The following is a 25,800-nucleotide window of genomic DNA, read 5'->3' as shown; positions in this document are numbered from 1 at the left end:
CGTCTCCGTCGTTATTTCGTTGCGGGGCGCGCGCCGCCGAGCACGTCGACGACGGTCCACTTGCCGCCGCGTACCTGGTAAATCGTGAACGCCGGGTCCTTCAGATTGCCGTCCTGATCGAACGCGACCCGGCCGGTCACGCCGGACCGGTCGATCGCGCGCACGGCCGCGACCAGCTTCGCAGGCTGCGTCGTGCCGGCCTGCTGCGCGGCCGCGATCAGCGTGGCGGCCGCGTCGTACGCGAACGGCGCGTGCAGCTCAATCGGCGCGTGCCAGCGTGCGCGATATTGCGCGTCGAACGCCTTGCCGCCCGGCATCCGGTCGAGCGGCAGGCCCGGCTCGAGCGCCGTCACGCCTTCGCCGTCCTTGCCCGCGAGCGACAGGAAGGTCTGGCTCACGAAACCGCCGGCGCCGAGCAGCGGCGCGTTCACGCCGAGCTGGCGCATCCGGCGCGCGATCGGCGCGGCCTGCGCGTCGAGGCCGCCGAAGAACACGAGATCCGCGCGCTTGCCCTTGATCGCGGTCAGCACGCCGCTGAAGTCGGTCGTCTTGTCATTCACGTACTGGCGATCGACGATCGTGCCGCCGTTCGCCTGCACGCCCTTGATGAACTGATCGGCAAGCCCCGCGCCGAACGACGTGCGATCGTCGATCACCGCGATGCGCTTCGCCTTCAGTGTCTTCACCGCATAGGCGCCAGTGAAGTTGCCGCCCGCATCGTCGTGACCCATGATGCGGAACGCCGTCGCGTAGCCCTGCTGCGTGTACTGGTGGCCGGTGGATGCCGGCGCGATCTGCGCAATGCCCGCATCGCGATAGACGCGCGACGCCGGCACGCTGCAGCCCGTGTTCCAGTGACCGACGACACCGATCACGTGCTGGTCGACCAGCTGCTGCGCGACCGCGACGGCCGTGCGCGGGTCGGACTGGTCGTCGGCCGCGACGAGCTTGTAGACAACCGGCTTGCCGCCGATGCTCGGATGCTTCGCGTTCGCGTCGTCGATCGCGAGTTGCGCGCCGTTCTGCAGGTCCTTGCCGATTCGCGCGGACGGGCCGGTGAGCGGCGCGGCGAGGCCGATCAGGATCGTCTGCGGCGCGGATTGCGCGAAGGCGGGAACGGCAGCGATCAGCGTGGCCGCGGAGAAGGCGAGACGGGCGGGAAGAAAGGCGATTTTCATGTGCGGGGATCAGTGATTCGGATCAAAACATGAAAAATATTAAAGATTCGACACCCGCACCCCAAATACTCAATTGTTGGATGCTTATGCCATTCCCGACACAATAGCGTAAACACCTGTAAATACAGCGTATTTTTAGATTGTCGCTTACCCTGATTTTTCGATAAAATTCGATACATGAAAAATGTCGAACAATTGCCACACGATCCGCCACTGCGCGCCGTCCGCGCGTTCGAGGCATTCGCGCGTCTCGGCTCGGTCACCGCGGCCGCGCACGAGCTCGACATCACGCCGTCCGCGGTCAGCCACCAGCTGCAACTGCTCGAAGCGTTCATCCAGACGCCGCTGACCGTGCGCGAAGGCAGGCTGCTCGCGCTCACTGATGAAGGGCGCGACTACTACCGCTCGATCAGCGCCGCGTTCTCGGTGCTGCGCAGCGCGACGCGCTTCGTGCGCGACCGCTCGTCGCTGCGGCAGATCACGATCAGCCTGATTCCGCTGCTCGGCATCGGCTGGTTCATTCCGCGGCTGCACGCATTCCTCGCCGACAACACCGACGTCGACGTGACCGTGCTGTACGCCCATCACCGCAACTATCGAAGCGACGCGTCGGATCTGTCGATCCGCTTCGGCACCGGCGACTGGCCCGGTTACCGCTGCGAGCGGCTGCTGCCGGGCGCGATGGTGCCGATGTGCAGCCCATCGTTCCTGAAGCGTCACGGGCCGTTCCGCACGCCGGCCGATCTCGCGCGGGCGCCGCTCGTGCACGACGAGGATCGCAGCACCTGGGTCAACTGGCTGCAGGGCGCCGGCGTGCGGCACGTGTCGCATGCGGTGGGGCCGATGTTCGAGGACGGACAACTGACGCTGAGCGCGGCGCGCGCGGATCTCGGCGCGGCGCTGCTGCGCGCGCCGCTGGTCGAGCGGGAACTGGCGAGCGGCGAACTCGTGCAGCTGTTCGATCACGCGCTCGACGACGGGCGCGACTACTACCTGTGCACGCGCGAGGATGCGGACATGCCGGACGGCGCGAGACGGCTTGCCGACTGGCTGAGGAAGATCGCCGCCTGAACGGCTGGCTCGCCGCCGGCCGGCCGAGCGTCTCCGCACGCGTGGCCCGCGCGAGCGGCATTCGTCATGCATGCCGGAGAGCCGTCGCCGCGCGTCACACTGCCCGCCCCCATCCGCGCTCGGCCGCATAAGTGACCGTCGCCCGCGCCAGCTCCTGCGTGCTGTCGATCAACGCGAACGGAGCATCGCGCAACGCACGCGCGGCGATCGGAATTTCCGTGCAGCCCATCACCGCGACGCCCACGTCCCGCCGCGCCAGCGTCGCGAGCGCGCGCGACAGGCACCGCACCGACGCATCGAGCTTCCCCGCCTTGACGGCCGCGATGCACGCGGCGATATCGCGCTGCGCGGCCACGGCCGGCATCACCGGCTCGAAGCCGCGCGCACGCAGCGCCGCCTGGTAGAAGCCCGACACCAGCGTGCCGCCGGTGGCGAGCACCGCGACGCGCCGCACGCCGGCCGGCACCGCGGCCACCGATGCGTCGACGATATGCAGGACCGGCGCCGCGCTGCGTTCGCGCAGCGGCGCATACCAGTGATGCGCCGAATTGCACGGGATCGCGATCACGTCGACACCGCAGCGGTTCAGCAGCGCGACGCCGTCGAGCAGCGCCGGCAGCGGATCGGTCCCGCCGTCGATGATCGCGCGCGAGCGATCGGGCGTCTGCGTCAGGTTCGCGACGATCATCGGCAAGTGCTCCTGGTCGCAGCGCGCGCGCGTCAAGCGAATCACGCGATGCATGAAGTCGACCGTGGCCAGCGGTCCCATTCCGCCCAATACCCCGACAAGCGCCATGATGTCTCCTTCACGCGCGCGGCGGCCGCGCGCAGATCGCGGATACGACGGCCGAGTTGCCGATCACCAGCAACAGCGTGCGCAATATCTCGCAGAACGGATCGACCGCCGCGAACAATACGAACGCGGCCTCGAACGGCAGGTGCAGCGCCGCGCAGACCATGCCGGCGAGCGACACCGTCACGACCCCCGACGTGCCCGTCGACGCGAATCCGGTCAGCACCGACGCGACCAGCACGACGCACAGCTCGTCGGGGCCGAGCGAGCGTTCGTAGAGTTGCGCGACGAACAGCGTCGCGCTCGCGTAATAGACCATCGGCCCGACGCGCAGCAGCGACACGGCGAGCGGCACGACCAGCTCGACGCGCGCGCGGGCAAAGCCGAAGCCGTCGGCCAGGCACTCGATCATGCTCGGCATGCAGGCCACGCTGCTGCGCGTGGCGAGCGCCATCGCGAACGGCGTGCGCAAGCCGGCCAGCGTCTCGGCCAGCGTCGCGCCCGAGCGCTTCCAGATCACGGCGATCGCCGCCGCGATCAGCACGAGGGAGACGACCACGAACGCCATGACGAAGCGGAACATCGCCTCGAGCGGCCCGAACCCGGACGTGCCGATCTGCGCGGCGCCGCCGCAGAACAGCACGATCGGCGTCGGATACGCGAGCCAGTGCATGATCTTCTGGCACGTGAAATACACGGTTTCCAGCGTCTGGCTCAGCGCCGCCGAGATGCTCGCCGGCACGCGCCCCGACGCGAAGCCGAAGAACAGCGAGAACACTAGCGCCTTCAGCGTGTCGCCGCTCGCGAGCGCCGCGAAGAAGTTGCCCGGCACCAGCGCGATCAGCATGTCGGCGAGGCCCGACGACTTCTCCGCGGGATCGGTGCCGTACAGCGTCATCACGGTGTCGCTCGCCGCGCCGTCGCTGCCGACCAGCGCGCCGAACGCCTTCAGCGTCGCATTCGACAGGTGCTCGCCCGGGCGCATCGCGACCAGCACGACCGTGCCGACCACCACGACGAACACCGACACGCAGCCGAAGATCGCGATCACGCGCATCACGAGATCCGATGCGCTGCCTTCGCGCAGCAGCCGCTGCAGGCTGAAGATCACGGCGGCCGTCATGAACGGCAGCGCCGTCATCTTGAGCAGGCCGACGTACACCTCGCCCACGTAGTCGAACTGCGGCGCGGCGGCCGGCCACAGCATGCCCGCCACGATCCCGAGCGCGAGGCTGCCGAATACCGTCAACGGATGGATCGCGAACGCATGCAGCCGCTCGATGCGCGGCGTGATCCTGAGGTTCTCGTTCATGTTCATGTCAGCGACCCATCGCATCGAGCAGGGATTTCACGTCGAGCCGCTTGTTGCGCTCGGCCAGGAACTGGTTGACGAACGCGAGCAGCGTCGGCGCGGACACCGGCACGCCGACGGCGAGCGCGTCGGTCAGGTCGTCGAAGGTCGCGACGCGCAGCCGGATCGGCGCGCTCGGGTCGTCCTGCATCACGAGCTTGATCGCGAGCTCGTCGCGATACACGGCCGTTACCGCCCCGGCGTTCAACGCGTCGAGCGTCGCCGGCCAGCTCGGATAGGTGCGCACCTGCGCGGCCGGGAAGTCGTTGCGCACGTATTCGGCGTAGGCCGACCGCGCGACGACGCCGATCGTGCCGCGGTAGTCGCGCACGACTTCCGGCAGCGGCCGCCCTTTCGCGAGTTCCGCGAAGCTGACTCGGTTGATCAGCAGCGCGCGCCGCAGGCTGATGTACGGCGTGCTGAAGCTGACCACCTGCGCCCGCGGCAACGTGCGCGACAGCTTGCTGATCGCGACGTCGGCCTGCCCGATCGCGAGCAGATGAACGACGTCGTCGAAGGTGCGCGCGTCGCGGTCGAACTGCACGGATACGCCGAGCTTTTTCGCGAGCTCGTCGGCGAGGTCGATGTCGACGCCCGCCAACGCACCGTTGCGCGACCAGAAGAACGGCGGCTGATCGACGCCCAGCACCGCGACCACGAGCGTGCCGCGCGTGACGATGCGGGCGAACTCGGGCGCAAGCAGCCGGCCGTCGGGCATCGGCACGAGCCCGCTGGCCGTGGTGGTGGGCGCGGGCGTCACCGCCGCCGCGACCGTCACCGCCGGCGCGGTTGCATCGAGGGCCAGCGCCGGTGCGGCGCATGACACGGCGATCAATGCGCAGGCTGCGCCGCGCCAGTGCCGACGCAGGTATCGGCGCACGAGGAAGATATCGCGGCACCACGCAAGCAGCGCGCGCACGGCGCGTCCGGGAAAGATGTTCATGGCGCAGGTTGACGGTGAGTGTCGAACGACCGCGCAGCCGTTCGTGCCGAACGGGTGCCGGGCCCTGGCGCGAAGCGCGTGGCCGCCGTTCGGCGCCGCACGCTCCCGCCCACCCAATGTGTCAGAAGCGCCGCCCGGCCGAAATCCGCCGGAAGGCCCGGCCCGGATGTCACGGGCCGTCCGGACGGCCCGCCGCAACGGGGGCCGGAAGCAGATAGGAATTCCCGATGCCGTGGATTGAAACAAGCAATTTCACAAACTCGGGGTCAACCCGGATACTGGGAACACTTCATCAACACCACCCCAAAGGAACTCGCAAGATGCCGATCATCAACACCCAAATCAAGCCGTTCAAGGCAACCGCATACCACAACGGCGATTTCGTGCCCGTGACCGAAGAGAACTTCAAGGGCAAGTGGTCCGTCGTCGTGTTCTACCCGGCCGACTTCACGTTCGTCTGCCCGACCGAGCTGGGCGACCTCGCCGACCGCTACGCGGAATTCCAGAAGCTGGGTGTCGAAATCTACGGCGTGTCGACCGATACGCACTTCACGCACAAGGCATGGCACGACACGTCGGACACGATCGGCAAGATCAAGTACCCGATGATCGGCGACCCGACGCTCACGCTGTCGCGCAACTTCGACGTGCTGATCGAGGAAGAAGGGATGGCGCTGCGCGGCACGTTCGTGATCAACCCGGAAGGCGAGATCAAGCTGTGCGAAATCCACGACAACGGCATCGGCCGCGACGCAGGCGAACTGCTGCGCAAGGTGCAGGCTGCGCAATACATCGCGGCGCACCCGGGTGAAGTGTGCCCGGCCAAATGGACGCCGGGTGCGGAAACGCTGACCCCGTCGCTCGACCTGATCGGCAAGATCTGACGCTCGCTGCGCGCGCCTCGCACGAGGCGCGCGAGTGACGCGCCGCGGGCCGCCTCGTGCGGCCCGCGCCCTCCTCCGGCACGACGTGCCCGACCAGAAATATCAATACGGAATCCGAAACGCCATGCTCGACGCCAATCTCAAGAATCAACTGAAAGCGTACCTCGAAAAGATCACGCGCCCGATCGAACTCGTCGCATCGCTCGACGACAGCGCGAAGTCGCAGGAACTGCTTGCGCTGCTCAACGAGATTGGTTCGCTGACGTCGCGCGTGACCGTGACCGAGCGCCGCGACGACGCCGAGCGCAAGCCGTCGTTCTCGATCGGCGAACCCGGCAAGCCAGCGGGCATCCGCTTCGCCGGCATCCCGATGGGCCATGAATTCACGTCGCTCGTGCTCGCGCTGCTGCAGACGGGCGGCCATCCGATCAAGCTCGACGACGACGTGATCGAACAGATTCGCGCGCTCGACGGCGACTACGCGTTCGAAACGTATTTCTCGCTGTCGTGCCAGAACTGCCCGGAAGTCGTGCAGGCGCTGAACGTGATGTCGCTGATCAACCCGCGCATCCGCCACGTCGCGATCGACGGCGCGCTGTTCCAGAACGAAGTCGAAGCGCGCCAGATCATGGCCGTGCCGACGATGTTCCTGAACGGCGAATCGTTCGGTCAGGGCCGCAGCAGCGTGAAGGAGATCCTCGCGAAGCTCGACACGGGCGCCGGCGCCCGTGCCGCGAAGTCGCTCGAGAACAAGCCGGTGTTCGACACGCTGATCGTGGGCGGCGGCCCGGCCGGTGCGGCCGCCGCGATCTACTCGGCGCGCAAGGGCATCGCGACGGGCGTCGTCGCCGAGCGTTTCGGCGGCCAGGTGCTCGACACGATGGCGATCGAGAACTTCGTGTCGGTGCAGGAAACCGAAGGGCCGAAGTTCGCCACCGCGCTCGAGCAGCACGTGAAGCAGTACGACGTCGACATCATGGACGTGCAGCGCGCCGACGCGCTGATTCCGGGCGACGTGCACCAGATCCGCCTCGCGAACGGCGCGGTGCTGAAGGCGAAGACGATCATCCTGGCAACCGGCGCGCGCTGGCGCGAAATCAACGTCCCGGGCGAGCGCGAATACCGCAACCGCGGTGTCGCGTACTGCCCGCACTGCGACGGCCCGCTGTTCAAGGGCAAGCGCGTCGCGGTGGTCGGCGGCGGCAACTCGGGCGTCGAGGCCGCGATCGACCTGGCCGGCATCGTGAAGGAAGTCACGCTGATCGAATACGGCGCGCAACTGCGCGCGGACGAGGTGCTGCAGCGCAAGCTGCACAGCCTGCCGAACGTGACGATCGTCACGCAGGCGCAGACGACCGAGCTGACCGGCGACGGCAGCAAGCTGAACGGGCTCGTCTACAAGGATTTGCGTTCGGGTGAAGCGAAGCGCGTCGATCTCGAAGGCGTGTTCGTGCAGATCGGCCTCGTGCCGAACACCGAATGGCTAAAGGGCACGATCGAACTGTCGAAGCACGGCGAGATCATCGTCGATGCACGCGGCGCGACGTCAGTGCCCGGCGTGTTCGCGGCCGGCGACGTGACGACGGTGCCGTTCAAGCAGATCGTGATCGCGGTCGGTGAAGGCGCGAAGGCATCGCTCGGCGCGTTCGACCACCTGATCCGGCAGGACGTGACGCCGGCTACGGCCGACGCGCCCCAGGCCGAAGAAGCGATCGCCGCGTAACGCGCGACGCACCGCTCGGATTCGTCTCTCTTGGCCCCGCATGCCCTGGTCGGCGTGCGGGGTCCTTTTTCATCCGGCGTCGTGCGGCGCGGTGCGAGCGCGCCGGCACCGTTCTCACTGGGCCGCGGCGGGACCGGCACTCGCCGACGCGGGCGCCTTGAAGCTGCTCGACTGCCTGACCAGCTGCTCGGTCATCGCGGCGGCAACCGCATTCCCACCCGCCGATGTATGCGGTCGATCGGCGCTCGGCGTCGCCACGTATTGCGGCGGCGGCAACGACGGATCGAGCTTCGCCGATTCATGCACGAGCGCTGCGGTTTCAGGTGTTTCGGATTTCGTGGCGGACGGTGCTGCCGCGTGCCGTTCGAGCCCGTCGCGCTTGCGCTCCGCGCGTTGCGCCGGCTGATATGCCGGCTGACTCGGGCGGCTCGCCTGCACCGCCTGGACCGGCGGTGTCGATTGCACGGGTTGCGCCGCTTGCGCCGGCTGCGCCGGTCGTGCCGCTTGTACCGGCGCTTGAATCGCCGGCGCGGGCTTGGCCTTCGCTGGGGTCGCATCCTCCGGCTCGACCGTCACGACATGAACGGTCGGCGGCGGCGCACTCGGTTTCGCGGGGGGCGCCTGCGCGGCGACGACCGGCGCGACGGGGGCAGATGGCGGCGCCGGGTTCGCATGCGCGGGAGCCGCCGGCGGCGGTACGGCCGCTCGTTGCGGCACGGCCTCGTCGACGTGCGCGGACGGGATCGCGACCGCCGCCGGCGGCGCGATCGTGCCTTGTGCGGTATGTTCGTCGTTCGCCGCGGTCACGGCGGCGGCAGGCGCCGCGGAATCGCCGATGCCGGCCTCCGCGATCGCGCGGTGGTCGTCGCGCAGGAGCATCACGTAGCCGCTGCCTGCCGCGGCAACCAGCAATCCGCCGACGATCATCAAAGTCTTTCGGGTACTTGTCATGCTTGCTCACCGATCTTACCGACGTGAACGAGCCATCATACGCGCGGGTTTGCGCCAAATCTCGCACGAATACATTTGGTTGCATTGATGTCGGCGCAACGCCGGCGGGGCCTGACCGACGCCGCGCCGCCCTATCGTCAGACGGTTCGATACCCGCCCGCTCGCGCCCCATCAGAGGCAGAAGATCGCGACCGCGATCCCGCCGAACAGCGCCCACTTGACGACGTAGTACACGGTGCGATTCCACGCCTTCAGCCGCTTGCCGGCGCGGCGAATCGCATACAGGTACTTGAATGCATGATTGAGGCCGCCGGTGCGGTCGCCCGTTTCGTTCGGCGACGCGGCCGCGCGCATCAGCAGTTGCCCGAACGCATCGTTGACGCGCTGCGCCCAGCGATATTTCATCGGCCGGTCGATGTCGCAGAACAGGATCACGCGATCGTGCGCGGTGCGATTCTCGGCCCAGTGCAAATAGGTTTCGTCGAACATCACCGCCTCGCCGTCGCGCCATGCATACGACTCGCCGTCGACGACGATCCGGCACGCGTCGTCGTTCGGCGTGTCGAGCCCGAGGTGGTAGCGCAGCGAGCCTGCATACGGATCGCGATGCAGCCCGAGCTTGCCGCCCGGCGGCAGCTGCGCGAACATCGCGGCCTTGATCGACGGAATCCGCGACAGGATCTCGACCGTCCGCGGACACAACGCCTGGGCGGACGGATGCGGCGCGTCGTACCACTTCAGGTAGAAGCGCTTCCAGCCGTTGCGAAAGAACGAATTGAAGCCGATGTCGTTGTACTCGCCCGACGCCTTGATCCGGCTGGCATCGCGCAACGCGAGGGCTTCCTCGCGAAAGGTCCGCCATTCGCGCTGCAGCACCGCGAGTTCCGGAAAGTGCCGCGGGTCGAGAAACGGTGTGGTGGGCACCGAAGAGAACGCGTATGAAAAGCAGTTCAGCGGCGCGGTGAAGGTCGAGTGATCGGATAGTTGCCTGAACAACCTGTGCCGAACCTTGCCGCGCCGGTGCGTATGAACCACACACGCAATGAACACGATCAACAGGACCCACCGCATCGATCATCTCCCCGTAAGCTCTTTGCAGAAATTCTAGGTACGGGAAAAAATTCGTGCGCTGACGCGCAGGCGCTGCGATGTGCGTCGGCAAGACGCGGCGAGGACGTCGATCGCGTCACGCCAAAACGCCGAAAAGCCCGTGCTGACGGGCTTTTCGGCGCAATCGGAAGGCGCGCGCGGCATCTGCCGACGCACGCGCATGCGGCGATTATTCCGGAAACGGCAAATCAGTTTGTCCGTCTGCGCGCATACCGAACGTGTTGAGCGTCATCGCGACGAGCGCGTAATAGCCGAGCAGCGCGACGAGGTTGACGACGGTCTCGTGGCCGAAGCGCGCCTGCGCGCGCGCGAACGTCGCATCGCTCACGCGTTGCGTGTCGTACAGCTCGGTCGCGAATGCATGGATCAGCGCGTCGTCGTCCGATTCGAACGCCGGCGTGGCGCCGCGCCGGATCGCTTCGGCCGTCGCGGCCGGCACGCCGGCATCGAGCGCGATCGGATGGTGGATGTGCCACTCGGCCTGCGAGCGCCAGCGCGCGGCGGTCACGAGAATCGCGAGCTCCGAGAGGCGCAGCGACAGGCCCGTGCGATAGCGGCAGAACGCGCCGAGCCGCTGCGCGTGCTGGGCCAGCTCGGGGCTCGCGATCCAGCCGAGGAACGGCCCGTTCAGGTTGCCGCGCGGGCCGCTGAGGATGTCGGCCAGCACGGCCTTCTGTTCGTCGGTGGCCGATGCGGGATCGAAGGGAGGCAGTCTGTCTGTCATGGTCGGGACTCGGTGAGGTCGTGGTTCACACGCCGGCCGATGCGAGCGCCGCGTCGATCGCGCCGGACAGCCGTTCGACGATCGTGTCGATCTGCTGCGCGGTGCAGACGAACGGCGGAGCGACCAGGATGTGATCGCCGTTCACGCCGTCGATCGTGCCGCCCATCGGATACACCATCAGGCCGCGCTGCATCGCCTCGCGCTTGACCGCCGCATGCAGCTTCAACGCGGGATCGAACGTCGCCTTGCTGTCGCGATCGCGGACGAGCTCGACGCCGACGAACAGCCCGCGGCCGCGCACGTCGCCGACATGCGGATGCGCACCGTAATGCGCGCGTAGCGACGCACGCAGTTGCTCGCCGCGCGCCTTCACGTTGTCGAGCAGCTTCTCTTCGGCGATCACGCGCTGCACCTCGAGCGCGGCCGCGCAGGCGGTCGCGTGGCCGAGATACGTGTGGCCGTGCTGGAAGAACCCCGAGCCGTCGACGATCGTCCGGTAGATGCGGTCGCTCACCAGCGTCGCGCCGATCGGCTGGTAACCCGCGCCGAGCCCTTTCGCGATCGTCAGCAGATCGGGCGCAACTTCGTCCTCGTCGCATGCGAACAGATAACCGGTGCGCCCCATCCCCGACATGATTTCATCGAGAATCAGCAGCACGCCGTACTTGTCACACACCGCGCGAATCTTCTTCAGGTAAGTACGCACCGGCGGCACCGCGCCGGCCGTCGCGCCAACCACCGTTTCCGCGACGAACGCCGCGACGTTTTCCGCGCCGAGTTCGACGATCTTCTGCTCGAGCTCGTCGGCCAGGCGCTGCGCATACGCTTCGTCGGTTTCTCCCGCATGCTGGTCGCGATACGCATAGCAGGGGCTCACGTGGTGCGCTTCGATCAGCAGCGGCAGGAACGGCTCGCGCCGCCATGCGTTGCCGCCGATCGCGAGCGCGCCGAGCGTGTTGCCGTGATAGCTCTGGCGGCGTGCGATGAAGTGACGGCGCTGCGGCTCGCCCTTCTCGACGAAATACTGGCGCGCGAGCTTCAACGCGGCCTCGATCGCCTCGGAGCCGCCCGACACGAAATACACGTGTTCGAGGCCGGCCGGCGCTGCCTCGACGAGCCGGTCGGCCAGTTCCTCGGCCACGTCGGTCGTGAAGAACGACGTATGCGCGTACGGCAGCTGCTGCACCTGCCGCTTGATCGCGTCGATCACGCGCTGGTTGCTGTGGCCGAGACACGAAACGGCCGCGCCGCCGCACGCGTCGATGTAGCGTTTGCCGGTCGAATCGATGATCTCGATGCCGTCGCCTGCGACGGCGACGGGCAAGGTGGCGCGTGGAGCGCGATGAAAAACGGTCGTCATGCGTTGCCTCATGGATCAGGACGCGCTGCGCGCGTGCGCGGACGGCACGATGCGCGTCGCGAAGCGCTGCGTGCCGTGTTGATGGAGGGTGAAGTCGATCGCTGCGTCGCGAATGGCGAACACTGCGGTTGCCAGCGTGTTCTCGTCGTCGGGATCGGCCGGATCGTCGCGATAGATCGGCAGCCCTTCCGGTGCGCGATCGCCGAGCACGCGCAGCAGCGCGGCTTCGTCGATCGTGTCGATGCCGGGTGTCAGCGTGTCGACGCGACGCTGACGGTCGGCCGACGATTGCGTAACGATCTGCGCCTCCGCATCGCAACCCGAATGCACGAGATGATTCGCGTGGCCGGCAAGACGCGCCACTTCGACGACCGAGCACCGCGCGACACTCGCCTCGATGCTCAGCAGCCGTGCATCGCCGGTCGCGCCGAGCGTGTGGTGAAAGCCGCTCGCGCGCGCATGCTTGCGCAGCACGTCCGCGGCCGCATCGAGCGACGTCGCGTCGAGCACCGCGCGCGCGAGGATCATCCGCGGCACGCCGGCCGCCGGCGTAACGATCCGCAGGTTGTTGATCGCCTGCGCGATGCCCGCGCGGTTCGCGGCGAACGTATGCCCGGGTAGCGAGCCAGGGTAATAGAAGCTGATGAAGCCCGGCTTGCCCTGCGGCTGCACGTCGACCAGCAGGCAGCGCTCACGCAGGTACGGATCGCCGTCCTCGTTGTGCGCGATCCAGCGGGTGCCGTGCGCATCGCGCGCGGCGAGCGTCGTGCAGCCGTCGGGCGCGTTATGGATCAGCTCGCCGCGGCAATTCCACAGGAAGATGTCCTCGGCCGGCCAGCCGACGCCCGCCGCGATCCCGTCCAGTTCCGCGACAAGATCGGGATACGCGGCCAGCGCGGCCTGCCGCAGCGCGGCGACGAACGGATGGCCGCGCCAGCGGCGCACGGCCTGCCATGCGCTGCTCTGCTGCATGTACGTATCGAACACGGGGCGGGCAAGTTCGCCGAGACGCACGCCGATGTCGAACGGCGTGCCCGCGATGACGGGAGAAAGGGAAAGCGGCATGTCGCGTGGTTCGGTTTCGTTCAGGACACGTGTTTCAGGAATTCCTTCAGGCGCGGCGTGGGCGGCCGGTCGATCAGGTCGACCGGGTGGCCGTCCTCGGCGATGCCACCCTGATCCATGAACAGCAGGCGCGTGCCGACCCGCTTCGCGAAGCCGATCTCGTGCGTGACGACGATCATCGTCATCCCTTCGGTAGCGAGATCCTGCATCACTTTCAGCACTTCGTGGCGCAACTCCGGATCGAGCGCCGACGTCGGCTCGTCGAACAGCATCAGCCGCGGCCGAATCGCGAGCGCCCGCGCGATCGCGACGCGCTGCTGCTGGCCGCCCGACAGTTCCGACGGGTAATGATTCGCGCGCGATTCGAGGCCGACCTTGTCGAGTAGCGCCATCGCCTGGTCGCGCGCATCGGCGCGCGACGCGCCGCGCACCTGCATCGGCCCGAACATCACGTTCTCGAGCGCGGTCATTTGCGGGAACAGGTTGAACTGCTGGAACACCATGCCGGCTTCGAGCCGGATGTTGCGGATCGTCGTCGCGTTGCCGCGCACGCTCTGGCCGTCGACGAGCAGTTCGCCGCCGGTGATTTTCTCGAGCGCGTTGATACAGCGCAGCATCGTCGATTTGCCCGAGCCCGACGGGCCGACCACGACGACCACCTCGCCCGCGTCGATCTTCAGGTCGATGTTCTTCAGCACCGGCACATGGCCGAAGCTCTTCGACACGTTCTGGAATTCGATCATGCTCATAAGATTTTCATCCGCTTTTCGACGAGCCGCAGCGTCAGCGTCATCACGCCGGTCAGTATCAGATAGATGACGGCCACCGCACTCCAGATCTCGACCGCCTGGAAATTGCCCGCGATGATTTCCTGCCCCTTGCGCGTCAGCTCGCCGACGCCGATCACGATGAACAGCGACGTGTCCTTCAGGCTCACGATGCACTGGTTGCCGAGCGGCGGAATCAGCCGCCGGAACGCCAGCGGCCCGACGATCTTCAGCAGCACGCGCGGCATCGACAGCCCCATCGCGAGGCCCGCTTCCGTCAGCCCCTTCGGGATCGACAGCAGCGCGCCGCGCACCACTTCCGCGAGATATGCGCCGGAATTCACCGTGATCGCGATGATCGCGGCCGTCAGGCCGTCGATGCGGATATGCGCGAGCAGCGGCAGTGCGAAATACAGGAACATCACCTGCACGACGATCGGCGTGCCGCGAATCAACTCAATATAGACCTGTGCGAGCACGTTCATCGCCTTCGGTCCGTATGCGCGGAACATGCCCGCGATCATCCCGACGATGAAACCGCCCACCAGCCCCAGTAATGCGATGAACACCGTCAACCGGACCCCGTCCATCAGGTCCGGCAACGCCGCCCAGATCGCCGACCAATCGAAATTCACTTGTCGCTCCCCGTTCGATTCAAGACCGGCGCGGCCGCTCGGCCGCGCCATGGCGCGCCGTCACGCTCACATCTTCGGCGGCTCGGCGCCGAACCACTTCTTGTAGATCTGCGCGTAGCGGCCGTCGGACTTGATCTTCACGAGCGACGCGTTGACCTTCGGCACCAGCGCGCTGCCCTTCGGGAAGCCGATCCCGTACTTGTCGCCGCTGACCGGCTGGCCCGCGACCTTCACCTTGCCCTTGCCTTCGTTGTTCACGAAGAACAGCACGTTCGGCGTGTCGTGCATCGCCGCGTCGACGCGGCCCGCTTCAAGCGCGAGATAGGCCTGGTCGATGTTCGGGAACTGGCGGATCTCCTTCGGCTTCAGGTGCGCCTTGATCCAGTCGATCGTCGCGGTGCCCGTCTTCGCGGCGATCACCTTGCCGTTCAGGTCGTCGATCGACTTGATCGTCGTGTTGCCGGACTGCACCATCGCCGCGAGACCGCTGTCGTAGTACGGCGCGGAGAAGTCGATCGCCTTCTTCCGTTCTTCCTTGATGGTCATCCCCGACAGCGCGACGTCGATGTTCTGCGTCTGCAGCGCCGGAATCAGGCCCGCGAAATCCATCGGCTGGATCGTGTACTTCCAGCCCTGGTCCTTCGCGATCTCCGCCCACAGGTCGAGATCGAAGCCGACGTACTTGTCGCCCTGCTTGAACTCGAACGGCATGAACGACGTGTCGGTCCCGACGACGAGCGTCTTGGTATCCGCGTGCGCGATGCTGGCGCCGAGCGCGGCGACCACCGCGACGGCTTTCAGGAAGGAACGGCGACTCATGGTTTCTCTCCGCATGATTGAGCGATGTGGCCGGCCAGCGGGCCGGCGGGAACGACGACATCAAGCCGCACCGCAACATGCGATGCCTAATTAGACATTAGTGCAACATGTGTTGTCAACCGCGATACTACGACAACAAAAAAACGCGCAACAGGTAAATGCATCGGGGTAAGCCCGAGCCGCACGGGATGGACAGGTCAGAGGAAAGGGAGAGGCCCGGGGCGAAGCGCCCGGGCCGGATCGCGCCGCGCGGGCGGATGGCGGTGCGTGAGCGGACGGCGGTGCGTGAAGCGCGGCTGGCGGCGCTGGGTACGGGCGGGCGGGTTGGCCGTCCCGCGCCGCCAGGGCGACGGGCTGACGACAGCGCAACCGCGCAGGCAATCGCCGCCACCCGTGCGTGGGTTCGCTCGTGTGGAGCGTCGGCGATTCGGCTCGGCGCCGTGCCGGGGCGGCCGTGCCCGCGATGCCGGCAACCGCCGGCGCGGCTCAACGAACGGTGCGGAATTCGCGCGAAAACGCCGGATGGCGACGCTCCGATGCGGCGTCGATCACGCCGCCACCCCGCTCGCCTGATGCGACACGAGCCGCGCATACGCACCCTGCCGCGCCATCAGTTCCGCATGCCGTCCGGCCTCGATCACGCTGCCCTGCTCGATCACGAGGATCAGGTCGGCATTGCGCACGGTCGACAGCCGGTGCGCGATGATGATCGACGTGCGCTGCGTCATCAGGTCCTCCAGCGCCGCACGAATCTGCTGCTCGCTGATCGTGTCCAGATGGGACGTTGCCTCGTCGAGGATCAGTACGGGCGCATCCTTCAGGAACGCGCGCGCGATCGCGACACGCTGGCGCTGGCCGCCCGACAGCTGCACGCCGCACTCGCCGACGCGCGTCGCGAGCCCGTCCGGCAGCCGCGCGACGAATTCGCCGAGCGCCGCATGATCGATCGCACGCTGCACGTCCGCGTCGGACGCATCGTTCGCGGCGAGCCGGATGTTCGCTTCGAGCGTGTCGTTGAACAGGTAGGTATCCTGCGCAACCAGCGCGATGTGCTGGCGCAGGTCGTCGAGCCGCAGGTCGCGCAAGTCGACGCCGCCAAGCGTCACGCGGCCCTGCTGCGGATCCCAGAAGCGCAGCAGCAGGCTCGCGACCGTCGACTTGCCGGCGCCCGACGCGCCGACCAGCGCAACCGTGCTGCCGGGCGGCACCTCGAAGCTCACGCGGTCGATGGCAGGCACGCCGCGGCCCGGATACGTGAACGACGCTGCCTCGAAACGCACCGCCGGATTGCCAGGCATCGCGTGCGTGCCGTCCGTCACGGTCATGGGCTCCTTCTCCAGCGCGCGCAACCGGCGCGTCGACGCGATCGTGTCGGCTAGCTGGCGTGCAACCTGGCCGATTTCGGCAACCGGCATGAACGCGGCCACGGCAACCAGCACCAGCGGCGGCAACGACTCGCGCGGAAACCAGCCACGCGCGCACAGCAGCGCGCCGAGCGCCGCGACGGCCAGGCCGCCGAGCCCGCTCGCGATTTCCAGCGCGGCGCTTTGCTTCGACAGGTCGTCGAGCAGCTTCGCGCGCTGCTTGCGGTACGCATCGACCTCGGCCACGAACGCCGCGCGCCGGCGCGCGATCGCCTGGAACGCGGTGAGCTCCGCCAGCCCCTGGATCGTTTCGGTCAGGTGCGCGCCGAGCTGGCCGAGCGCTTCGCGCGCGCCGGTGCCGAGCCGGTCGACGTCGCGCCGCGCCAGCACGGGCGCCAGCCCGGCCCACAACAGGAACGGCAGCAGCACGAGCGCGAGCGGCCACGCGACCGACACCAGCAGCACCAGCACGGCTGCCGGCACGAGCACCGCGACGAACGCGGGCGCCAGCGTGTGCGCGTAGAAGTATTCGACGGTCTCGACATCCTGCGTCGCGAGCGAGACGAGATCGCCCGAACGGCGACGCAGCAGCCCGGCCGGTGCGAGGCGTTCGAGCGTCGCGAACAGCGCGATGCGCATTTCCGCGAGCAGCCGGTACGCCATGTCGTGCGCGAGCCACGATTCGAGCCAGTGCAGCACGGCCGCCACCGGCGCGATCACGAGCAGCGCGACGACGAGCACGGGGCTCGCGTGGCCGCCCGACACCGCGCCGACCACCATCGCGCCGATCACGCCGACGCCGATGAACGCGAGCACCCGGCCGATGCCGAACAGCACGGTCAGCACGACCTTGCCCTGCCACGGACGCACGAACCGCAGCAGCGTCTGCAAGGTTTCCGGCCAGCCGATCGTCGCCGCATCGTCGTTCAGCGGCCGCACCTGCGGGCTCGACGACGCGCGCGCGGTCGCACCGGCCGTCGTCGCCGCGCCGACGGATTCGGCAACCGCTTCCAGTTGCGGCCCCATCAGCCGGCGATACGGGCCGTCGCGCGCGATCAGCGCCGCGTGCGTGCCCTCGTCGACCACCTGCCCCTGGTCGAGCACCAGGATGCGGTCGGCGCCGATCACGCTGGACAGCCGGTGCGCGAGCACGAGTGTCGTCCGCCCGCGCGTGAGCCGGTCGAGCGCCTGCTGGATCAGCGCTTCGTTTTCCGCATCGACCGACGACAGTGCCTCGTCGAGCAGCAGGATCGGCGCATCGCGCAGCAGCGCACGGGCAATCGCGAGACGCTGGCGCTGGCCGCCCGACAACATGAGCCCGCGTTCGCCGATGCGCGTCGCGTAACCGTCGGGCAGCGCCGAGATGAAATCGTGCGCGTTGGCGGCGCGCGCGGCCGCGATCATGTCCGCGTCGCTCGCGTCCGGGCGGCCGAGCCGCAGGTTGTCGGCGACGCTGCCGTCGAACAGCGTCGCATCTTGCGCGACCACCGCGATCATCTCGCGCACCTGGTCGGCGTCGAGCGTACGCACGTCGTGGCCCCCGATGCGGACGGCGCCGCCCTGCACATCGTGCTGGCGCAGCAGCAGGCGCACGATGGTCGACTTGCCCGCGCCGCTCGGCCCGACGATCGCCACCGTCTCGCCTTCGCGAACCGAGAAGCTCAGCGCCGCATGCGCATCCGCGCGACGCCCCGGATACGCGAAGCTGACGCCGTCGAACGCAATCTCCGCGCGCAGGCCCGTCATGCGCGGCGCGTCGGCGGCCGGCGCGCGGCTGCCCGCATCGAGCAGCGCGTGGATCGCATTCGCCGCCGACCGGCCGATCATCCCCTGGTGCAGTACGGCACGCAGGTCACGCAGCGGCCGGAAGATTTCGCTGCCGGCCATCAACACGATCAGCAGCGCCTCGAGGCTCATGTCGCCGTGCCGCACGCGCCATGCACCGACCGCGATCGCCGCGGCCGCGCCGAGGCCGGTGCCGAGATCGGTGAAGAGCCGCGTCAGCAGGCCGAGCGCGAGCACCCAGAACGTGCTGTCGGACAGCGCGCGCGCCTTCGCGGCCAGCTTCGCGCCGAACGCGGTGCCCTGCCCGAACGCCTTCAGCGTCGGCAAGCCCTGCACCGCGTCGAGAAACTCCTCGCCGAATGCCTTGAAGGCGGCCGAGCGTGCGAGCGCCGCGCGCCGGTCGGCGCGATGCACGAGCTGCGGCAGCGCGAGCGTGACCAGCGCCGCGACCAGCAGGATCGCGGCCGTCGGCACGTCCCACCACGCGAGCACCGCGAAGATCATCACCGGCGCGCACGCGGCAATTACAAGCTGAGGCAGGTAGACGCCGAAGAAGGTCTGCAGTTGCTCGACGCCGTCGACGACGGCCAGCATCACGCCGCCCGTGCGTTCGCCGCTGAACCATGCGGGGCCGAGCGCGGCGATCCGGTCGAACAGCCGCGCGCGCAGCGTGGCCTGCACGCGCCCGGCCGTGTGCTGCGCGAGCACCGTGCGGCGATGATCGAGCCACGCACGCAGCAGCACGCAGGCCGCCGTTGCAACGACGGCTTCGCCGATGCTACGCGCCGGGGCGCCGGAAAAGACCAGCGCCAGCACGCGGCCGAGAAACACGAAACGGAGGATGCCGACACCCATCGCGAGCAGCCCGAGCGCAACGGCCGCGGCCACCCGCCAGCGCAGTCCCGCCATCATGGCCCATAGTCGTCGGTCGAGATACATGCAGTCCTCCGGTCGGTGTTGCGTTGCGTTTTTTCTTGACCGGATCGAGGCTACCCGCGCCGCCCGCGCGCGGCAAAAGATGATTTTTCAACGGGTGTTGAGTCAACTACAATACCCCGCATGTCGCACCTTCCTCCCCTCAGCGCACTGCGGGCTTTCGAGGCGGCCGTCCGCCTCGGCGGGTTCGCGCGCGCGGCGGTTGAGCTGAACGTGTCGACGAGCGCGGTCAGCCACCAGATCCGTTCTCTCGAGGAATCGCTCGGCGCGCGCCTGCTCGAACGCAGCACGGGACTCGGCGGCATCAGTCTCACGCCGGCCGGTGCGCGCCTGCTGCCGGCCGTCAGCGACGCGCTGGCGCGCCTGACCGACGCCTGTGCCGAAATTCGCGGCACCGAGCAGCGCCTCACCGTTTCCGCCAACGCGCCGTTTTCGTCGATGTGGCTCGCGCGCCGTCTCGCGGAATTCTCGTCGCTTCATCCCGAAACGCCGCTGCATGCCGTCGTGCTCGACAACGAACCGGATTTCACGCGCAGCAGCGTCGATCTGGCGATCGTGCACGTGCCCGCGCACCGGCTGCGAGCCGACGACGACGTGCTGATGCGGGAGACCGTGTTTCCGGTATGCAGCCCCGAGCTGTATCCGTACGCATCGGGGTACGTGTGCCGCTCGCGGCTGCTGCAGGAGATGCACGAGAACAGCCCCGAGATCGACTGGCGCAATTGGGCCTCGGAATTCGGCTTGCCGGACGACTTCGAGACGAAGATCGTCCGTTACAGCAGCTTCAGCCAGGTGATCGGCGCGGCGCTCGGCGGCGCGGGCATCGCGCTCGGCCGCATGCCGCTCATCGAGCCCGAACTGCGTAGCGCCCGGCTGGTGCCGCTGGTGCCGGGCCTTGCACGCGATGCGTCATGGCGTTTCGTGCTGCGCCGCCACCCGTCGACACGGCACCGGCTGCTCGATCCGCTGATCGCGTTCCTGCGCCGCGAAGCGGACGCGCCGCCGTCCGTCGCAAAGATCGTTGCGCCCGCATCCAACGACAGTCACGCACGGGGCGCGGGCGGCGCATAGCAAGCCGGCACGCAAGGCCGGCCCCGCCTGCTCACCGGCCGGTCACGGCGCCGCGAAGAACAGCGCGACGACGCACACCATTCCGCCGAACCACACGAGCGAGCGCAGCGACGCCCAGTTCAGCAGGTACATCAGCGTGTAGACGACGCGGATCGCGACGAATCCCATCGCGATCTGGTCGACATGGTGCGCATTCGCGCCGTTGTGCCAGGCGACCACCAGCGCGGCGGTGAACAGTGCGAGCGCTTCCCACGCGTTCTGGTGCGCGGCCTGCGCCCGCGCGCGCCACCCTTCGAGCTTCGCCAGGTACTCGCGCGGCGTGTGATTGTCGTAACCCTTGCGGCTCTTGGCCAGGAACGTCAGCGGGAACGGCAACAGCGCGACGATGAACAGGCACAGCTGGGACGTGGTCATCCAGGTCTCCTCCTTTATGATTACATTGATCAATGACACGGTCGCGCAGAGCTTAGCATTGGCCTGCGCTGTTCGGGCACCGGTTTTCTAGACGGGAGACTCGGCCGTGCGAGCTGCTGACGGCCATGGCGCCACGGATCCGGCACCCAAAATTCCACCAAATCACCGATAAATACGTTAATTAAAACTGGTCGAACACCAATAAGATAGCGCTCAACACTGGCTCGGCGCGTTGCCGCGCCAGTCTGCCGACCCGCGCCGCCCCGCCGCGCGCACCGAACGACTTTTCGACCCGAGCCTGCCCATGCCCCGTCCCATCGTCGCCCATGTCCGTCCGGACGCCGTCCGCCACAACCTCGACTTCATCCGCCGTACCGCCGCGCAATCGCGCGTGTGGGCCGTGATCAAGGCCAACGCATACGGTCACGGGATCGAACGGATCTACCCGGGCCTCGCGGCCGCCGACGGCATCGCGCTGCTCGATCTCGACGAAGCCGTGCGCGTGCGCGAGCTCGGCTGGGACAAGCCCGTGCTGCTGCTCGAAGGGATCTTCGAGCCGGCGGACGTCGAACTGGCCGATCGCCACCGGCTGACGGTGGCCGTGCACTGCGACGAACAACTCGACCTGCTGATCGCAGCGAAGCCGCGGCAGCCGCTCGACATCCAGCTGAAGATGAATTCGGGGATGAACCGGCTCGGCTACCGGCCGCACGCGTTCCGCGCCGCGTGGGAACGCGCGGCGGCCGCGCCGTCGATCGGCAAGATCACGCTGATGATGCATTTCGCGAACGCCGACGAAGGCGAAGTCGACTGGCAGCTCGAGCAGTTCGATGCGGCCACGGCCGGGATTCCGGGCGAACGCTCGGCATCGAATTCGGCGGCCGTGCTGTGGCATCCGCGCGCGCACCGCGACTGGGTGCGGCCCGGCACGATCCTGTACGGCGCGTCGCCGACCGGCGCGGCGCGGCACATCGCCGACACGCCGCTGATGGCCGCGATGACGCTGACCAGCAAGATCATCGGCGTGCAGACGCTCGCGCCGGAAGAGACGGTCGGTTACGGTCGCCGCTTCACCGCGGACCAGCCGATGCGGATCGGCGTCGTCGCGTGCGGCTACGCGGACGGCTATCCGCGTCACGCACCGACCGGCACGCCGATCGCGGTGGACGGCGTGATGACGCGCGTCGTCGGCCGCGTGTCGATGGACATGCTGACCGTCGACCTGACGCCGTGCCCGACCGCGGGTATCGGTTCGAGCGTCGAGCTGTGGGGCGATCAGGTGAAGGTGGACGATGTCGCGGAAGCCAGCGGCACGATCGGCTACGAGCTGATGTGCGCGCTCGCGCGCCGCGTGCCGGTCGTGATCGTGCCGCCGGACGCGTCGACGGTGCAGCCGCTGCTGCGCACGGGCAGCCACGGCCGTTGACGGAGGTCACGGATGCGGCGGCACGCTCTCGTGTCGCGGCGCATCCGGATCCATTTGCGGGCCGCCTTGCAAGCGGCCCGTTTGCTTTTACGGCGTGCTCGGAACGCAGGCGAACGAGCACGCGTTACCGCCCCGCCGCCACGCTGCGCTACGAACGCCACGTCGGCTTGCGCTTCTCCAGGAACGCATCGATCCCTTCGCCGGCGTCCTCTTCCATCATGTTGCGCGCCATCACGTCGCCCGCATACGCATAGGCTTCGTCGAGCGGCAACTCGCGCTGCCGGTAGAACATCTGCTTGCCGTAGCGCACCGCGGCCGGGCTCTTTGCAACGATCTCCGCGACCTTGCGCGCGACAGCCGCATCGAGCGCATCCTCGGGCACGGACTCGTTGACGAGCCCCCACGCGGCGGCCGTCGCCGCGTCGACGAAACGCCCGGTCACGAGCATGTCGAACGCGCGCTTCGCGGTGACGTTGCGGCTCAACGCGACGGCCGGCGTCGAACAGAACAATCCGACGTTGATGCCCGACACCGCGAAGCGCGCGGTGTCGGCCGCAATCGCAAGGTCGCACGCGGCGACGAGCTGGCAGCCGGCCGCCGTCGCGATGCCCTGCACGCGCGCGATCACCGGCACCGGCAATGCGCGCATCGCGAGCATCACGCGGCTGCATTGCGCGAACAGCGTGCGGTAGTAATCGAGTTCGGGCTTGCCGCGCATCTGCCGCAGGTCGTGGCCCGCGCAGAACGCCTTGCCTTGCGCGGCGAGCACGACGCAGCGCACGTGCGGATCGGCGGCCAGCGATTCGAACGCGTCATGCAGGCTCGCGAGCATCGCCTCCGACAACGCGTTGAACTGTTGCGGGCGGTTCAACCGCAGCGTGACGATGCCGTCATGCGCGTCGCGCAACAGGATGGGTTCCTCTGAAGCGGGATTCGAGTCCATGACGTCCCCCATTCGAAAGTGATCGCGATGCGATAACTCACCAATATAGTCCAACGGGGAGGTCTGTGGATGCCGGCGCCCGCACCGGGCCGGCCGCGCGCTCAGCCCGCGAGCTTCTTCAGCGCGTCGAGCACCGCGTCGCCCTTGAACGGCTTCACGATCCAGCCCTTCACGCCGGCCGCCTTGCCGCGCTCCTTCATCGCCGGGCTGCTCTCGGTCGTCAGCATCACGACGTTGACCGACGCGTTCGCCAGTTCGCCGCGAATCTTCTCGACCATCGTCAGGCCGTCCATGTTCGGCATGTTCACGTCGCTGATCACGAGGCGCACGCCGGGCGTCGCCTTGAGCTTCGCGAGCCCGTCCTTGCCGTCCACCGCCGTCGCGACGTCGAGCCCGTGATTGCGCAGGAAACCCGCGACTTCATCACGCACCGTGCCCGAATCGTCGACCACCAGAATCTTTGCCATGCCATGTTCCTCTTTCGTTGTGACTACTTCAACATTCAAAACAGTTCGAGTTCGCCCGATTCGACCATCGGCCCCACGTCCTGCACCGATTCGCGGAAATCCTCCGGCGACCAGCTCAGGCTGAACACGAAACGCTGATCGAGCTGCACCGACCGCCCCGATGCGGGGTCGGTCATCCGGTACTTGAAACAGAGCTGCGGACAGTCGCCGCCGAACGAAATGAACTTCTGCTTGTGATTGACGACGAGCGGCACCTGCACCGGATGGCGCGCGAGCGCCTCCGCATCGCCGAGATAGCGGTTCTTGAACGCTCCCCACACGAGGTTGGTCAGCTCGCCGAGCATGCTGTTCACGTCGCGGAAATCGGGCGCGCGGCCGTCGTCGCGCGTGCCGCCGATCATGTCGAGCAGCGGCTGCTCGCTCGTCTGCAGCAGCATGTAGCCGCGGCACCACGCGCTTTCGAGCGCGATCAGGCTGAACACTTCGCCGAAGATGATCTGGTCGCGCACGATGCACGGCGTGTCGCGCTCGATCGTCATGCCCGGGAACAGACTGTCGAGCCGCGCCTCTGTGATCTCCGAGATGCCGCGCACGAGCGCGTTCGGATAGTCGCGGCCGAACAGGTATTCGCCGATCGCGCGCGCGAGCGGCGTCATGTCGTCCGCGACGTAGGCTGCACACGCGACGCGTGCGAGCGCTTCGGGCAGCCCGTCGCGCGACGCGTCCGACGCACGGCGCAGGATGATCGGCAGCTCGGGGCGCAACGCGTCGATCTGCGTCGCGATGATCGCGCTCTCGGCCGGCGAGCCGCCGTAGTCCTCGGCGAGCAGGATCGCGCCGAGATCGATGTTCGAGCGCAGCACCTTCAGCAGCCGGTTGCGCCGCACGGTCAGGCCGACCAGGTTGTGCTCGTCGCAGAAGCGCTTGATCGTCGCCGCATGCGCCGGGCTGTCGTCGAGCACGAGCACCTTGCTGACGGGTTGGTCTACGGTCATCTCGTGAAGTCCTCGGAGTCGGTCAAAACAGTTCGAGTTCGCCGCCCGTGTCCACGCTCGCCCCTTCCGGCACGTGGAAATCGACCGGCGCGTTCGCGCACACGCACAGCGTCGCGCCGATCCGCACGTCGCCGTCGAGCGTCACGTCGTACGCGGCCACGTGATCGGGATTCAGCGCCGGCAGGTAGTCGATGCTCGCGCCGCTCAGCAGGTAAGGCGTCGACATCCCGAGATCGGGGAACGGCGCGGTCAGCGCCTGGTTGATCGCGCCGCAACACAGGTTCGCGACTTCCATGAACGCTTCGGGCAGCGGCCGCTGCGCGCTCGCGCCTGACGCGGCCGCGGCGAAATGACGGCGCGTCGGCGTGTCGTCGCGAAAGCGCAGCGCGAGCAGCAGCCGGAAATGCAGGGCCGAGATCGTCAGCACCGCGACGTGCTCGGACACCGTCGGCGTCGTGCGCGACTTCATGCGCGACGGATCGTGCGATGCGTCGTGCGCCTCGCCCGCGGCCGGCCGGATCTCGCACGCGCCGCCGGACGCGAGCCGCGTGCGCGCCGCGTCGAAGAAGATCCGCTCGAAACCGGCCCGGGCCTGCGCGCTGATCACGCCGCCGCTCCTTCAAGCCGCGCATGCAGCTGCCCGGCGAGTGTCTCGACCGTCGCCAGCGCGGCCGTGATCATCTTGCCGCCGGCCTGGATGTCCTGGAACGTCGCGGCCGTCACGAGATCGTTGCGGTTCAGGCTGTCGCGATAGCTGTTCGACAGTTGCTGCGAGCGCGCGGCGAGCCCGCGCACCTCGCTCGCGACGATCGAGAAGCCGCGTCCGGCCGCGCCCGCGCGCGCAGCCTCGATCGACGCGTTCAGCGACACGATCGACACGTGCGCGACGATCGCCGACAGTTCCTGGTTCTTCGCGCGCATGTCCTGGTTCTGCGTGGTCAGCGAGATCATCTGCTCGTGCCAGCGCTCGAACGTGCCGGCCAGCCCGCGCAGCCGCGCCGCTTCGTCGGCGAGCTTCGTCGCCA

The 25,800-nt window shown here is 68.0% G+C and carries 24 protein-coding genes; 5 read left to right on the top strand and 19 right to left on the bottom strand.

Annotated elements, in window-relative coordinates; genetic code table 11:
• Positions 1-11: 11 nt before the first annotated feature.
• Positions 12-1,178 carry a branched-chain amino acid ABC transporter substrate-binding protein gene (locus tag F3J14_RS14770; protein WP_166723622.1) on the bottom strand — a complete coding sequence of 389 codons (1,167 nt, stop codon included), beginning with the start codon at positions 1,176-1,178 and terminating at the stop codon, positions 12-14.
• Positions 1,179-1,355: 177 nt separating this feature from the next.
• Here F3J14_RS14770 and F3J14_RS14765 point away from each other — a divergent pair, with 177 nt between their 5' ends.
• Positions 1,356-2,249, top strand: a complete 894-nt coding sequence (locus F3J14_RS14765) for a LysR substrate-binding domain-containing protein (protein WP_166723621.1) — start codon at positions 1,356-1,358, stop codon at positions 2,247-2,249.
• Positions 2,250-2,343: 94 nt separating this feature from the next.
• On the opposite strand, the gene F3J14_RS14760 is transcribed toward F3J14_RS14765, so the two are convergent.
• From F3J14_RS14760 to F3J14_RS14750, 3 genes are read right to left on the bottom strand one after another with little or no spacing between them, the layout of a single operon-like run.
• Positions 2,344-3,045 carry an amino acid racemase gene (locus F3J14_RS14760; RefSeq protein WP_166723620.1) on the bottom strand — a complete coding sequence of 234 codons (702 nt, stop codon included), beginning with the start codon at positions 3,043-3,045 and terminating at the stop codon, positions 2,344-2,346.
• A 10-nt stretch (positions 3,046-3,055) separates the two neighbouring features.
• Positions 3,056-4,360 (bottom strand): cation:dicarboxylase symporter family transporter, encoded by a 1,305-nt coding sequence (locus F3J14_RS14755; RefSeq protein WP_166723619.1) that lies wholly within the window; start codon positions 4,358-4,360, stop codon positions 3,056-3,058.
• Position 4,361: 1 nt separating this feature from the next.
• Positions 4,362-5,336 carry an ABC transporter substrate-binding protein gene (locus tag F3J14_RS14750; protein ID WP_166723618.1) on the bottom strand — a complete coding sequence of 325 codons (975 nt, stop codon included), beginning with the start codon at positions 5,334-5,336 and terminating at the stop codon, positions 4,362-4,364.
• Positions 5,337-5,656: 320 nt separating this feature from the next.
• Here F3J14_RS14750 and ahpC point away from each other — a divergent pair, with 320 nt between their 5' ends.
• Complete coding sequence (gene ahpC / locus F3J14_RS14745) at positions 5,657-6,220, top strand: alkyl hydroperoxide reductase subunit C (protein ID WP_006750178.1); 564 nt, start codon at positions 5,657-5,659, stop codon at positions 6,218-6,220.
• Between the two features lie 124 nt (positions 6,221-6,344).
• Positions 6,345-7,943 (top strand): alkyl hydroperoxide reductase subunit F, encoded by a 1,599-nt coding sequence (gene ahpF, locus F3J14_RS14740; protein ID WP_166723617.1) that lies wholly within the window; start codon positions 6,345-6,347, stop codon positions 7,941-7,943.
• 114 nt (positions 7,944-8,057) lie between these two features.
• Here the strand turns inward: ahpF and F3J14_RS14735 are convergent, their stop codons facing one another.
• The 9 genes from F3J14_RS14735 to F3J14_RS14695 all read right to left on the bottom strand — a co-directional run bounded on the left by F3J14_RS14735 (position 8,058) and on the right by F3J14_RS14695 (position 19,462).
• On the bottom strand, positions 8,058-8,894 hold the full coding sequence (locus F3J14_RS14735) for an extensin (protein ID WP_166723616.1): 837 nt from the start codon (positions 8,892-8,894) through the stop codon (positions 8,058-8,060).
• 171 nt (positions 8,895-9,065) lie between these two features.
• Complete coding sequence (gene lpxO, locus F3J14_RS14730; RefSeq protein WP_166723615.1) at positions 9,066-9,965, bottom strand: lipid A hydroxylase LpxO; 900 nt, start codon at positions 9,963-9,965, stop codon at positions 9,066-9,068.
• Between the two features lie 208 nt (positions 9,966-10,173).
• Positions 10,174-10,728: a carboxymuconolactone decarboxylase family protein gene (locus tag F3J14_RS14725; RefSeq protein WP_166723614.1), complete on the bottom strand. Its 555-nt coding sequence runs from the start codon at positions 10,726-10,728 to the stop codon at positions 10,174-10,176.
• 25 nt (positions 10,729-10,753) lie between these two features.
• Positions 10,754-12,088, bottom strand: a complete 1,335-nt coding sequence (locus F3J14_RS14720; RefSeq protein ID WP_166723613.1) for an aspartate aminotransferase family protein — start codon at positions 12,086-12,088, stop codon at positions 10,754-10,756.
• A 15-nt stretch (positions 12,089-12,103) separates the two neighbouring features.
• Positions 12,104-13,153 (bottom strand): C45 family peptidase, encoded by a 1,050-nt coding sequence (locus tag F3J14_RS14715; protein ID WP_166723612.1) that lies wholly within the window; start codon positions 13,151-13,153, stop codon positions 12,104-12,106.
• Between the two features lie 20 nt (positions 13,154-13,173).
• A complete protein-coding gene (gene glnQ / locus F3J14_RS14710; RefSeq protein WP_011547980.1) occupies positions 13,174-13,902 on the bottom strand; it encodes a glutamine ABC transporter ATP-binding protein GlnQ in 729 nt (242 codons plus the stop codon).
• Complete coding sequence (gene glnP / locus F3J14_RS14705; RefSeq protein WP_168736227.1) at positions 13,899-14,606, bottom strand: glutamine ABC transporter permease GlnP; 708 nt, start codon at positions 14,604-14,606, stop codon at positions 13,899-13,901. Before glnP ends, glnQ begins: the two co-directional genes overlap by 4 nt.
• Positions 14,607-14,621: 15 nt before the next feature.
• Positions 14,622-15,374, bottom strand: coding sequence for a glutamine ABC transporter substrate-binding protein GlnH (glnH, locus tag F3J14_RS14700; protein ID WP_166723611.1), 753 nt, complete (start codon positions 15,372-15,374; stop codon positions 14,622-14,624).
• Positions 15,375-15,922: 548 nt separating this feature from the next.
• Entirely contained in the window at positions 15,923-19,462 is a 3,540-nt protein-coding gene (locus tag F3J14_RS14695; protein WP_166723610.1) for an ABC transporter ATP-binding protein, read from the bottom strand.
• A 120-nt stretch (positions 19,463-19,582) separates the two neighbouring features.
• Between F3J14_RS14695 and F3J14_RS14690 the strand changes: the two genes are divergently transcribed.
• Positions 19,583-20,530 carry a LysR family transcriptional regulator gene (locus F3J14_RS14690; protein ID WP_166723609.1) on the top strand — a complete coding sequence of 316 codons (948 nt, stop codon included), beginning with the start codon at positions 19,583-19,585 and terminating at the stop codon, positions 20,528-20,530.
• A 42-nt stretch (positions 20,531-20,572) separates the two neighbouring features.
• Here the strand turns inward: F3J14_RS14690 and F3J14_RS14685 are convergent, their stop codons facing one another.
• Entirely contained in the window at positions 20,573-20,944 is a 372-nt protein-coding gene (locus F3J14_RS14685; protein ID WP_166723608.1) for an MAPEG family protein, read from the bottom strand.
• Positions 20,945-21,248: 304 nt separating this feature from the next.
• On the opposite strand from F3J14_RS14685, the gene alr reads away from it, so the two are divergent.
• On the top strand, positions 21,249-22,370 hold the full coding sequence (gene alr / locus F3J14_RS14680) for an alanine racemase (RefSeq protein WP_166723607.1): 1,122 nt from the start codon (positions 21,249-21,251) through the stop codon (positions 22,368-22,370).
• 148 nt (positions 22,371-22,518) lie between these two features.
• On the opposite strand, the gene F3J14_RS14675 is transcribed toward alr, so the two are convergent.
• The 5 genes from F3J14_RS14675 to F3J14_RS14655 all read right to left on the bottom strand — a co-directional run.
• Positions 22,519-23,313, bottom strand: coding sequence for an enoyl-CoA hydratase (locus tag F3J14_RS14675; RefSeq protein ID WP_166723606.1), 795 nt, complete (start codon positions 23,311-23,313; stop codon positions 22,519-22,521).
• A 101-nt stretch (positions 23,314-23,414) separates the two neighbouring features.
• Complete coding sequence (locus F3J14_RS14670; RefSeq protein ID WP_060238818.1) at positions 23,415-23,780, bottom strand: response regulator; 366 nt, start codon at positions 23,778-23,780, stop codon at positions 23,415-23,417.
• Between the two features lie 35 nt (positions 23,781-23,815).
• Positions 23,816-24,775: a chemotaxis protein CheX gene (locus tag F3J14_RS14665; RefSeq protein ID WP_166723605.1), complete on the bottom strand. Its 960-nt coding sequence runs from the start codon at positions 24,773-24,775 to the stop codon at positions 23,816-23,818.
• A 22-nt stretch (positions 24,776-24,797) separates the two neighbouring features.
• Positions 24,798-25,382: a hypothetical protein gene (locus F3J14_RS14660; protein WP_166723604.1), complete on the bottom strand. Its 585-nt coding sequence runs from the start codon at positions 25,380-25,382 to the stop codon at positions 24,798-24,800.
• A partial coding sequence (locus F3J14_RS14655) for a methyl-accepting chemotaxis protein (RefSeq protein WP_247682222.1) occupies positions 25,379-25,800 on the bottom strand: 422 nt, incomplete at its 5' end. The genes F3J14_RS14660 and F3J14_RS14655, both read right to left, overlap by 4 nt.

The sequence above is a fragment of the Burkholderia sp. Tr-862 genome, from assembly GCF_011753085.1.
GTDB classification, from domain to species: domain Bacteria; phylum Pseudomonadota; class Gammaproteobacteria; order Burkholderiales; family Burkholderiaceae; genus Burkholderia; species Burkholderia ambifaria.
This window is presented reverse-complemented; position numbering and strand designations above follow the sequence as displayed.

Bases quoted from the DNA above. Each gene is read 5' to 3' on its own strand.
- F3J14_RS14755 (WP_166723619.1), bottom strand. From the start codon at position 4,360: ATGAACATGAACGAGAACCTCAGGATCACGCCGCGCATCGAGCGGCTG.
- F3J14_RS14695 (WP_166723610.1), bottom strand. From the start codon at position 19,462: ATGTATCTCGACCGACGACTATGGGCCATGATGGCGGGACTGCGCTGG.
- F3J14_RS14670 (WP_060238818.1), bottom strand. From the start codon at position 23,780: ATGGCAAAGATTCTGGTGGTCGACGATTCGGGCACGGTGCGTGATGAA.
- glnP (WP_168736227.1), bottom strand. From the start codon at position 14,606: ATGGCGCGGCCGAGCGGCCGCGCCGGTCTTGAATCGAACGGGGAGCGA.
- F3J14_RS14675 (WP_166723606.1), bottom strand. From the start codon at position 23,313: ATGGACTCGAATCCCGCTTCAGAGGAACCCATCCTGTTGCGCGACGCG.
- F3J14_RS14765 (WP_166723621.1), top strand. From the start codon at position 1,356: ATGAAAAATGTCGAACAATTGCCACACGATCCGCCACTGCGCGCCGTC.
- glnQ (WP_011547980.1), bottom strand. From the start codon at position 13,902: ATGAGCATGATCGAATTCCAGAACGTGTCGAAGAGCTTCGGCCATGTG.
- ahpC (WP_006750178.1), top strand. From the start codon at position 5,657: ATGCCGATCATCAACACCCAAATCAAGCCGTTCAAGGCAACCGCATAC.
- lpxO (WP_166723615.1), bottom strand. From the start codon at position 9,965: ATGCGGTGGGTCCTGTTGATCGTGTTCATTGCGTGTGTGGTTCATACG.
- F3J14_RS14665 (WP_166723605.1), bottom strand. From the start codon at position 24,775: ATGACCGTAGACCAACCCGTCAGCAAGGTGCTCGTGCTCGACGACAGC.
- F3J14_RS14720 (WP_166723613.1), bottom strand. From the start codon at position 12,088: ATGACGACCGTTTTTCATCGCGCTCCACGCGCCACCTTGCCCGTCGCC.
- F3J14_RS14690 (WP_166723609.1), top strand. From the start codon at position 19,583: ATGTCGCACCTTCCTCCCCTCAGCGCACTGCGGGCTTTCGAGGCGGCC.
- ahpF (WP_166723617.1), top strand. From the start codon at position 6,345: ATGCTCGACGCCAATCTCAAGAATCAACTGAAAGCGTACCTCGAAAAG.
- F3J14_RS14770 (WP_166723622.1), bottom strand. From the start codon at position 1,178: ATGAAAATCGCCTTTCTTCCCGCCCGTCTCGCCTTCTCCGCGGCCACG.
- F3J14_RS14725 (WP_166723614.1), bottom strand. From the start codon at position 10,728: ATGACAGACAGACTGCCTCCCTTCGATCCCGCATCGGCCACCGACGAA.
- F3J14_RS14760 (WP_166723620.1), bottom strand. From the start codon at position 3,045: ATGGCGCTTGTCGGGGTATTGGGCGGAATGGGACCGCTGGCCACGGTC.
- F3J14_RS14735 (WP_166723616.1), bottom strand. From the start codon at position 8,894: ATGACAAGTACCCGAAAGACTTTGATGATCGTCGGCGGATTGCTGGTT.
- alr (WP_166723607.1), top strand. From the start codon at position 21,249: ATGCCCCGTCCCATCGTCGCCCATGTCCGTCCGGACGCCGTCCGCCAC.
- glnH (WP_166723611.1), bottom strand. From the start codon at position 15,374: ATGAGTCGCCGTTCCTTCCTGAAAGCCGTCGCGGTGGTCGCCGCGCTC.
- F3J14_RS14715 (WP_166723612.1), bottom strand. From the start codon at position 13,153: ATGCCGCTTTCCCTTTCTCCCGTCATCGCGGGCACGCCGTTCGACATC.
- F3J14_RS14685 (WP_166723608.1), bottom strand. From the start codon at position 20,944: ATGACCACGTCCCAGCTGTGCCTGTTCATCGTCGCGCTGTTGCCGTTC.
- F3J14_RS14750 (WP_166723618.1), bottom strand. From the start codon at position 5,336: ATGAACATCTTTCCCGGACGCGCCGTGCGCGCGCTGCTTGCGTGGTGC.